Consider the following 8780-nt stretch of genomic DNA (forward strand, 5'->3'; position numbering starts at 1 on the left):
GGCTTGCTCGCGATTCAGACAACGCGGTGTCTCTAGCACACCGCATTGACCCTATCGCGAGCAAGCCCGCTCCCACAGAGCAGTTCACAACCCATTACGTCGCTCTGCCCGCGCCACGCGCTGAACTTCCTGACGTACCTCCTCCAACACTTCCTGCACGTACATGAGATGGCGGCTCGCAACGCCCCGCGCATCCTCAGCCCGACCTTCCACAATCGCCAGATACAACTCGCGGTGCTGATCAATCAGCATGTCGCGCGTTTCGCTGCGCTGCTTGTACATGCCGCCAATGTTGGTCACCACGTTGCGCTTGAGCAAATCGAATAACCCGCGAATCGTGTGCAACAACACCGCGTTGTGGCTCGCCTCGGCAATCGCCAGGTGGAAGTTAGCATCGGCCTCCCCTTCCTCGGCCCGGCTCACCTCATCCACCCGCGTATAGCAATCTTGCAACCGCTCAAAGGCAAACCGCAGCCGCTCTCGGTCCATCTCGGTCGCACGCAATGCCGCGTAATACGCGCAAGACGCCTCCAGGGTATGGCGAAACTCCAGCAAATCGCGCTGTGCCTCAGGGTTACTTTCCAACAACTGCAGCAACGGATCACTGAAGGTCGAGCCCAGCGACGTCGCCACATAGTTGCCACCGCCCTGGCGGCTGATCAGCAAACCTTTGGCGACCAACTTTTGAATCGCTTCACGCAGCGACGGGCGCGACACCCCAAACTGCTCCGCCAGCGCACGCTCGGCCGGTAAGCGCTCACCGGCCTTCAACGTGCCCTCAAGGATCATGCCCTCAAGCTGCTCGACAATATCGTCCGACAAACGGCGCTGACGGATTTGACCAAACCCCATAACTGCTCTCCACGCACCCGACCACGCGCCGGGCCCACTATTCTCGCCGATTGGCGCTCGCCAAACACCTATCAGAAAAACCGCCTTTTACCCCATCAGTTGCCCAGGCAACGAACAACGCGACGAAAGATTAAGTAGCGGCAAATTGACACACGCCATACAAGGCTTTTAACCTAGCCCACAGCGATTGTAAATTGGTATTACCAATTACCCAAATGCAGTCAGCAGCATCGACCAATAACAATTAGGGGCCACCCCATATGCAAACCTGGCAACAGCTTTACAGCCCGCTCGGCAGCCTCGGCTTGTCCGCACTCGCGGCCGTTATCCCGATTGTGTTTTTCTTCCTGGCCTTGGCTGTGTTCCGTCTCAAAGGGCACGTGGCTGGCAGCATTACCCTTGCCTTGTCGATTCTGGTGGCGATCTTCGCCTTCCAGATGCCCGTCGACATGGCGATTGCCGCCGCAGGTTATGGATTTGCTTATGGCCTCTGGCCAATTGCCTGGATCATCGTTGCCGCGGTGTTCCTCTACAAACTGACCGTCAAAAGCGGCCAGTTCGAAATCATCCGCAGCTCCGTCCTGTCGATTACCGATGACCAGCGCCTGCAAGTGCTGCTGATCGGTTTCTGCTTCGGTGCGTTTCTGGAAGGCGCAGCCGGTTTCGGTGCTCCGGTAGCGATTACCGCCGCCCTGCTCGTAGGCCTGGGCTTCAACCCGCTGTACGCCGCAGGACTGTGCCTGATCGCCAACACCGCCCCGGTTGCCTTCGGCGCCCTCGGCATCCCGATCATCGTGGCGGGCCAGGTAACAGGCATCGATGCGTTCAAGATCGGCGCCATGGCCGGTCGCCAACTGCCGCTGCTGTCGTTGTTCGTGCCGTTCTGGCTGGTCTTCATGATGGACGGCCTGCGCGGTGTGCGTGAAACCTGGCCGGCAGCACTGGTGGCTGGTTTGAGCTTCGCCGTCACTCAGTACTTCACCTCCAACTACATTGGCCCAGAACTGCCGGACATCACCTCGGCACTGGCCAGCCTGATCAGCCTGACCCTGTTCCTGAAAGTGTGGCAGCCAAAACGCACCGCCGGCGCGCAGATTCCGGGCGTGAGCTCTGACGTTGTTGTTACCGCCAGCGCAGGTGGTTTCGGCAAACCAAGCAACTTGATGGTTTCGCCTTACAGCCTGATGCAAATCCTCAAGGCCTGGTCGCCGTTCCTGATCCTGACTGTGCTGGTCACCATCTGGACCCTAAAACCCTTCAAAGCCCTGTTCTCGCCGGGTGGTTCGATGTACGGCTGGGTGTTCAACTTTGCCATCCCGCACCTTGATCAACTGGTGATCAAAACCGCGCCGATCGTCAACGCGCCAACCGCCATTGCCGCCGTGTTCAAACTGGACCCGATTTCAGCCACCGGCACCGCGATTTTCTTCTCGGCGCTGATCTCGATGCTGATCCTGAAAATCGACATCAAAACCGGTCTGACCACTTTCAAAGAGACCCTCTACGAGCTGCGCTGGCCGATCCTGTCCATCGGCATGGTGCTGGCCTTTGCCTTCGTGACCAACTACTCGGGCATGTCCTCCACCATGGCCCTGGTATTGGCCGGTACGGGCGCCGCGTTCCCGTTCTTCTCGCCGTTCCTCGGCTGGCTGGGCGTGTTCCTGACCGGCTCCGACACCTCGTCGAACGCCCTGTTCAGCTCGTTGCAAGCCACCACCGCGCACCAGATCGGCGTCAGCGACACCCTCATGGTGGCCGCCAACACCAGCGGCGGCGTGACCGGCAAAATGATCTCGCCACAATCCATCGCCGTCGCCTGTGCGGCAACCGGCCTGGTGGGCAAAGAGTCCGATCTGTTCCGCTTCACCCTCAAACACAGCCTGTTCTTCGCCACCATCGTTGGCCTGATCACGCTCGCCCAGGCGTATTGGTTCACCGGCATGCTGGTGCATTAATCAACAGGGCTATGGTGACACCACGTTAAAAGCGCCGGGGCACGTCCCCGGCGCCCATACTTTATTACCCGGTCTGCCTCGCGGCTGAAGAGGGTTTTCAGCCGCTACCGTGGATCTATAACCGGGACCACCCGGAGACGCCTGATGAGCGAGCTTTTTTACAACGCCGTGCCCAACGCGACCCGTGTCGCCCCACCCCTTCCGACCCCGCGCCATTACCCTGCGCACAAACCCCGCAAGGTCTACCTGTTCGGCACCTGCGTCGTCGACCTGTTCTTTCCCGAAGCCGGGATGGACGCGATCCACCTGATCGAACGCGAAGGCATCGACGTGGACTACCCGCAAGGCCAAAGCTGCTGCGGGCAACCGGCCTACACCTCGGGTTACACCGACCAGGCCCGCGAAGTGGCCCGTGCACAATTGGCGCTGTTTGCCGAAGATTACCCCGTGGTCGTGCCCTCCGGCTCCTGCGCCGGCATGCTGCGCGAACACTACGAAGACCTGTTCGAAGATGAGCCAGACACCTTGAAAAAGGTCCACGCCCTGGCCGAACGCACCTTTGAACTCACCGAATTTTTGCTGTTTGTGTGCAAAGTGCAGTTCAAGGACAGCGGCGCCCCGATCAAAGTCGCGCTGCACACCTCCTGCTCTGCCCGGCGCGAAATGAACACCCACCTGCACGGCCGCGAAATGCTCGCGCAACTGGGCAACGTTGAGCGCATCGACCACAGCCATGAAAGCGAATGCTGCGGCTTTGGTGGGACATTCAGCGTACGCCTGCCTGATATTTCCGGGGCCATGGTCGCCGACAAGACCCGCGCCCTGATTGAAACCGGCGCACACCAAGTGCTGACCGCCGACTGCGGCTGCCTGATGAACATCAACGGCTCCCTCGAAAAACAGCAAAAAGCCCTGCGCGGTCAGCATCTGGCCAGCTTCCTGTGGCAACGCACCGGAGGTGCACAATGAGCGCGTTGATCCCTGCTGTTGTCATCGAAGACTTCCGCGAGCGCGCCCACGAGGCATTGGCCGACAAACAATTGCGAAATAACTTTCGCAACGCCATGGACTCGCTGATGACCAAACGCGCGGTGTCCTTCAGCGATGCCCACGAACGCGAGCATTTGCGTGCGCTGGGCAATGCCGTCCGCGCCCGCGCCCTGTCCAAACTGCCTGACCTGCTGGAGCGCCTCGAAGCCAACCTGACCCGCAACGGTGTGCAGGTGCACTGGGCCGAAACCGTCGAGCAGGCCAATGACATCGTGCTCTCGATTGCCCGCCGCCGTGCCGCCAAGCAAGTCATCAAAGGCAAGTCGATGGTCAGCGAAGAGATGGAAATGAACCACGTGCTTGGCGCACAGGGCATCGAATGCCTTGAGTCCGACATGGGCGAGTACATTGTTCAGCTCGACAACGAGAAGCCGTCCCACATCATCATGCCCGCGATCCACAAGAACGCCGGGCAAGTGGCCGACTTGTTCCACAACAAGCTCGGCGTTGAATACACCAAAGACGTCGACCAACTGATCCAGATCGGTCGTCGCGTGCTGCGCCAAAAGTTTTTCGAAGCCGACATCGGCGTGTCCGGCGTCAACTTCGCCGTGGCTGAAACCGGCACCCTGCTGCTGGTCGAAAACGAAGGCAACGGGCGCATGTCGACCACCGTGCCGCCGGTACACATTGCCGTCACCGGCATCGAGAAAGTGGTCGAAAACCTGCGTGACGTTGTACCGCTGGTGTCATTGCTGACCCGCTCGGCCCTCGGCCAACCGATCACCACCTACGTCAACATGATCTGCGGCCCACGCAAACCCGGCGAACTCGACGGCCCCGAAGAAGTCCACCTGGTGCTGCTCGACAACGGTCGCAGCCAGGCGTTTGCTGACAGCGAACTGCGCCAAACCCTCAACTGCATTCGCTGCGGTGCCTGCATGAACCACTGCCCGGTGTATACCCGCATCGGCGGTCATGCCTACGGCGAGGTGTACCCCGGCCCCATTGGCGCAATCATCACCCCGCACATGGTCGGCCTGGGCAAAGTCCCAGATCATCCCAGCGCTTCGTCGTTGTGCGGCGCCTGTGGCGAAGTGTGCCCGGTAAAAATTCCGATCCCGGCATTGCTGCGTCGCCTACGCGAAGAGAACGTTAAATCGCCCGATGCCGTACCACGCATCATGCGCGGCCAAGGCAGCAAGTACTCACGCAAAGAGCGCCTCATGTGGAACCTGTGGGCCAAGCTCAACAGCTCGCCCGCGCTCTACCGCGTGTTCGTCAAAGCCGCTACCCGCCTGCGCGGGCTTACACCCAACAACGTCGGCCCGTGGACCCAAAACCACAGCGCCCCTAAACCCGCCGCCCGCTCGCTGCACGACATGGCCCGCGAACACATGGCGAAAAAGTCGGGAGCCTCGCGATGAGCGCCAAGCAAAACATCCTCAACAAACTGCGTAAAAGCCTGACAGGCACCACACCCGTGCCTGACAACTTCGACGAAGCATTGGTGACAGAACCGTGGACCTACACCCCGGAGCAACGCATCCCGCAACTGCGTAAGTTGATGGAAGCCGTGCACACCGAAATCCACCTCACCACCGAAGCCGACTGGCCCGCCCTGCTGGCGCAATTAGTCTGCGACCGCCAATTGCCGAGCCTGTTAATCGCCCCAACCACAGCGCACGGGCAGAAAGTGACGGCGCATTGGGCACAAAACCCTGCGCTGCCGCCACTCAAAGCCTACGACCGCCCCGTGGAAGAATGGAAAGCCGAGCTGTTCAACGACACCCCGGCCAGCTTCACCACCACCTTGGGCGCGATTGCCGCCACCGGCAGCTTGATCCTCTGGCCAACACCGGAAGAACCGCGCCTGATGAGCCTGGTACCGCCGGTGCATTTTGCGCTGCTCAAGGCCAGCCAAATCCGCGACAACTTTTATTCAGTGCAGCGTGAAATGAACTGGACCGCGGGCATGCCGACTAACGCATTGTTGGTGTCTGGCCCGTCCAAAACCGCTGACATCGAACAAGTACTGGCCTACGGCGCCCACGGCCCGAAAGACCTGGTGGTATTAATTCTGGAGGACGCATGAGCCTGCCTGCGACGTTTACTCGTGATGCCGAGCGGTTGATCCCCGACGACCGCCGCTTCACCGACCCGCTTTCCACCCTGGCTTTCGGCACCGACGCGAGCTTTTATCGGCTGATCCCGCAACTGGTGATCCGCGTCGAATCTGAAGACGAAGTGGTCGAACTGCTCAACCTCGCCCGCCGCGACCAAGTGCCCGTCACCTTCCGCGCCGCGGGTACCAGCCTGTCAGGCCAAGCCATCAGCGATTCAGTGCTGATCGTGCTCGGCGACAACTGGAACGGCAAAGTCATTCGCGAGCAAGGCGCGCAAATCCGCCTGCAACCGGGGGTCATCGGCGCGCAAGCCAACGCTTGGCTGGCACCTTTCGGGCGCAAGATCGGCCCCGACCCGGCCTCGATCAACGCCTGCAAAATCGGCGGCATTGTCGCCAACAACGCCAGCGGCATGTGCTGCGGCACCGCACAAAACACCTATCACACCCTGGCCGGTATCCGCGTGGTGTTGGCTGACGGCACCCGGGTGGACACCGAAGACGCGGCCAACATCGCCGCCTTTCGTCAAAGCCACGGCGCCCTGCTCGAGCAATTGGCGACATTGGCACGCGAGACCCGCGCCAATGCTGAATTGGCTGCAAAAATCCGCCACAAATATCGTCTGAAAAACACCACGGGCCTGTCACTCAACGCTCTGGTCGACTTCGATGACCCGCTGGATATCCTCAGCCACTTGCTGGTCGGCAGCGAAGGCACCCTGGGCTTTATTAGCTCGGTGACCTACGACACGGTCATCGACCACCCCAACAAAGCCTCGGCGCTGATCGTCTTCCCCGACGTAGAGACCTGCTGCAACGCGGTCACCGTGCTGAAAAGCCAGCCCGTGTCAGCCGTGGAACTGCTCGACCGCCGCAGCCTGCGCTCGGTACAAGACAAACCCGGCATGCCCGCGTTCGTTAAAGAACTGTCGGCCAATGCCTGCGCCCTGCTGATCGAGTCCCGCGCGGCCAGCCAAACCTTGCTGCATGAACAACTGGCGCAGATCATGGCGTCGCTGGCCGACTTTGCGGTCGAGAAACAAGTCGACTTCACCGAAACCCCCCGCGAAAACGCCAAACTCTGGGCAATTCGCAAAGACACCTTCCCGGCCGTCGGCGCGGTGCGCAAAACCGGCACCACGGTGATCATCGAAGACGTGACCTTCCCGGTCGAGCAACTGGCCATCGGCGTCAACCGTCTCATCGAGCTGTTCGACAAACACCACTACGACGAAGCGATCCTGTTCGGCCACGCCCTGGAAGGCAACCTACACTTTGTATTCACCCAGGGCTTTAACAACCCCGAAGAGGTCGCCCGCTACCAAGCGTTTATGGACGACGTGGCGCAACTGATCGCCGTGGAGTTCGGCGGCTCGCTCAAGGCCGAACACGGCACCGGGCGCAACATGGCGCCGTTTGTTGAGCTGGAATGGGGCAGCGACGCCTACCAATTAATGTGGGCACTCAAGCGTTTGCTCGACCCGCAAGGCATCCTCAACCCCGACGTGGTGCTCAGCGAAGACCCGCACATCCACCTCAAACACCTCAAGCCGATGCCGGCCGCCGACGAGATTGTGGATAAGTGCATCGAGTGCGGTTTTTGTGAGCCGGTGTGTCCTTCTAAAGGCCTGACACTCAGCCCTCGGCAACGGATTGTGATCTGGCGAGACATTCAGGCCAAAAAGCGCGCCGGGGTCGACACCCGCGAGCTGGAAAAAGCCTACGCCTACCAAGGCATCGACACCTGCGCCGCCACCGGTTTGTGCGCCCAGCGTTGCCCGGTGGGCATCAACACCGGCGAACTGGTGAAAAAACTGCGCGCGCGCAGCGCCAACCACCTCAAAGCCGCCGACCTGCTGGGCAACCACTTTGCAACCACGCTACAGGGTGCGCGCTTCACCCTGCACGTGGCCAATGGCGCACGCATTCTGCTGGGTGCGCCGCGCCTGGGCAAAATCTCGGCAGCCCTGACCAAAGCCAGCAAAGGCCGCGTGCCGCTGTGGACCAACGCCATGCCGCAACCCGAGCGGGCGGTACGCTTCAGCCCGCCGGTTAAAGATGCCCGCCCGCGGGTGGTGTATTTGGCGGCCTGCGTGTCCCGCGTCATGGGCCCGGCGGCGGGCGACAAAGAGCAAACCTCGCTGCTCGACAAAACCTGCAGCCTGCTGGAAAAAGCCGGTTACCAAGTGGTCTTCCCCGAGAACATGGACAGCCTGTGCTGCGGCCAGCCGTTTGCCTCCAAAGGCTACAACGAACAGGCCGAACACAAACGCCAGGAACTCATTGGCGCCTTGCTGCACGCCAGCCGTGGCGGGGTCGACCCCATTTACTGCGACACCAGCCCGTGCACCCTGCGCCTGGTCCAGGACCTGGGCGAAACCCGTCTCGACCTCTACGACCCGGTGCGCTTCATCCGCACCCACCTTGTGGATAAGTTGAACTTCACCCCACAAACCGCCCCCATCGCCGTGCATGTCACCTGCAGCACCCAGCATTTGGGCGAAAGCCAGGCGCTGATCGACATCGCACGGCTGTGCAGCACCGAGGTGGTGATACCGGAGGGGATACATTGCTGTGGCTTTGCGGGCGACAAGGGCTTTACCACCCCCGAACTGAACGCCCACTCACTGCGCACCTTAAAAGACGCCGTGCAGCATTGCAGCGAAGGGATATCGACCAGCCGCACGTGTGAAATCGGCCTGAGCCAACATGGCGGCATCGACTACCACGGCCTGGTCTACCTGGTAGACCGCGTCAGCACCGCTCGTTGAGCGGTGAACAATGTGGGAGCGGGCTTGCTCGCGATACAAACGACGCGGTGGTTCTGAAGACCGCGCCGACACTATCGCGAGCAAGCC

Annotated in this window: 6 protein-coding genes; 5 read left to right on the plus strand and 1 reads right to left on the minus strand. The window is 60.9% G+C overall.

Annotation, left to right across the window (positions count from 1 at the left end; translation table 11 throughout):
- Positions 1 to 84 precede the first annotated feature (84 nt).
- A complete protein-coding gene (locus QMX84_RS25040) occupies positions 85 to 852 on the minus strand; it encodes a GntR family transcriptional regulator (RefSeq protein ID WP_048373231.1) in 768 nt (255 codons plus the stop codon).
- Positions 853 to 1112: 260 nt separating this feature from the next.
- Between QMX84_RS25040 and QMX84_RS25045 the strand changes: the two genes are divergently transcribed.
- The 5 genes from QMX84_RS25045 (at position 1113) to QMX84_RS25065 (ending at position 8693) form a co-directional block, all read left to right on the plus strand.
- Positions 1113 to 2807, plus strand: coding sequence for a lactate permease LctP family transporter (locus QMX84_RS25045; protein ID WP_153327475.1), 1695 nt, complete (start codon positions 1113 to 1115; stop codon positions 2805 to 2807).
- A 144-nt stretch (positions 2808 to 2951) separates the two neighbouring features.
- Positions 2952 to 3776: a (Fe-S)-binding protein gene (locus QMX84_RS25050; protein ID WP_282365050.1), complete on the plus strand. Its 825-nt coding sequence runs from the start codon at positions 2952 to 2954 to the stop codon at positions 3774 to 3776.
- The gene (locus tag QMX84_RS25055; protein ID WP_282365051.1) at positions 3773 to 5224 is read left to right on the plus strand and encodes a LutB/LldF family L-lactate oxidation iron-sulfur protein; all 1452 of its coding nucleotides are present in this window, start codon (positions 3773 to 3775) and stop codon (positions 5222 to 5224) included. Before QMX84_RS25050 ends, QMX84_RS25055 begins: the two co-directional genes overlap by 4 nt.
- Positions 5221 to 5892 carry a lactate utilization protein C gene (locus QMX84_RS25060; RefSeq protein WP_282365052.1) on the plus strand — a complete coding sequence of 224 codons (672 nt, stop codon included), beginning with the start codon at positions 5221 to 5223 and terminating at the stop codon, positions 5890 to 5892. Before QMX84_RS25055 ends, QMX84_RS25060 begins: the two co-directional genes overlap by 4 nt.
- Entirely contained in the window at positions 5889 to 8693 is a 2805-nt protein-coding gene (locus QMX84_RS25065; protein ID WP_282365053.1) for an FAD-binding and (Fe-S)-binding domain-containing protein, read from the plus strand. Before QMX84_RS25060 ends, QMX84_RS25065 begins: the two co-directional genes overlap by 4 nt.
- Positions 8694 to 8780: the final 87 nt, after the last annotated feature.

Origin of the sequence: Pseudomonas sp. PS01297 (genome assembly GCF_029959305.1) — a bacterium.
Classification (GTDB): domain Bacteria; phylum Pseudomonadota; class Gammaproteobacteria; order Pseudomonadales; family Pseudomonadaceae; genus Aquipseudomonas; species Aquipseudomonas helleri.